General features: G+C 66.1%; 1 protein-coding gene. It reads left to right on the top strand.

Annotated elements, in window-relative coordinates; translation table 11 throughout:
• The first annotated feature begins 2 nt into the window (after positions 1–2).
• Complete coding sequence (cobM, locus tag ACAM49_RS03795) at positions 3–761, top strand: precorrin-4 C(11)-methyltransferase (RefSeq protein WP_369634049.1); 759 nt, start codon at positions 3–5, stop codon at positions 759–761.
• Positions 762–1,059: the final 298 nt, after the last annotated feature.

Here is a 1,059-nt window from a genome sequence, read left to right on the forward strand (position 1 = left end):
CGGTGACAGTGCACTTCATCGGGGCCGGGCCGGGGGCGGCGGATCTGCTGACCTTGCGGGCGGTCGGGCTGCTGCGGCGGTCGCCGGTGTGTTTGTACGCGGGGACTTATCTGGATCCGGAGGTGCTGGCGCACTGTGCGCCGGATGCCGAGTTGATCGATACGCAGAAGCTGGATCTGGACGAGATCATCGGGCACTGCGCGCGGGCGCACGCGGCGGGTATGGACGTCGCGCGGCTGTGTTCGGGGGATCCCTCCTTATATTCAGCGCTCACCGAGCAGAAGGCCCGGCTCGACGCCCTGGGTATTCCGTGGGATGTGACGCCGGGTGTGCCCGCCTATGCGGCGGCCGCGGCGCTGCTGGGTGCGGAGCTGACCGTGCCGGAGCAGGTGCAGTCGGTGGTGTTGACTCGGACACACGCCCGCTCGACCGTTATGCCCGAATCGGAGTCGCTGGCCAACTTCGCGCGGACCCGGGCGACTTTGATCCTGCATCTGGCCATCACCCGGATCCGGATCCTGGCAGAGGAGTTGACACCGGATTACGGGGCCGACTGCCCGGTGGCCGTCGTCTACCGCGCGACCCAGCCTGAACAGCAGGTTTTGCGGGGCACCCTGGCCGATATCGCCGATCGCGTGGAGGCCGCCGGACTGCGGCAGGCGGCGGTGATTCTGGTGGGCGGAGCGCTGGCGGAATCGGTCAACTGCGCGCAGTCGCACCTGTACGATCCTGCTCGCGATAGGTCGCAGATCACTGGCTGAACGGCCGAAATGCGATGATAGCTAAGGGCTATGGCCCTTTCTGGTTGCGGCTTGCACCCTGACGGTAGATTGGACCGAGTGTCCGTCACCAAGATTGCGACTGTGGCCCGGCAAACGCCGGTGGGTGTGGTCGCGCCCATGTAACAAGATCGGCCAGCTGGGGGGATACCCCAGGGAGTCTCAATTTACGGTGAAGTGAGCCCCGAGCACTGGACGCCACGCTGAAGCGGTTGGCGTCCTGTTCGGGTTTATGGCGGGGAACGCTGCCCAGTGCGGTGTTCCGGAAGCGAGGTTTGGG

The sequence above is a fragment of the Nocardia sp. JMUB6875 genome (genome assembly GCF_041154655.1).
Classification (GTDB): Bacteria; Actinomycetota; Actinomycetes; order Mycobacteriales; family Mycobacteriaceae; genus Nocardia.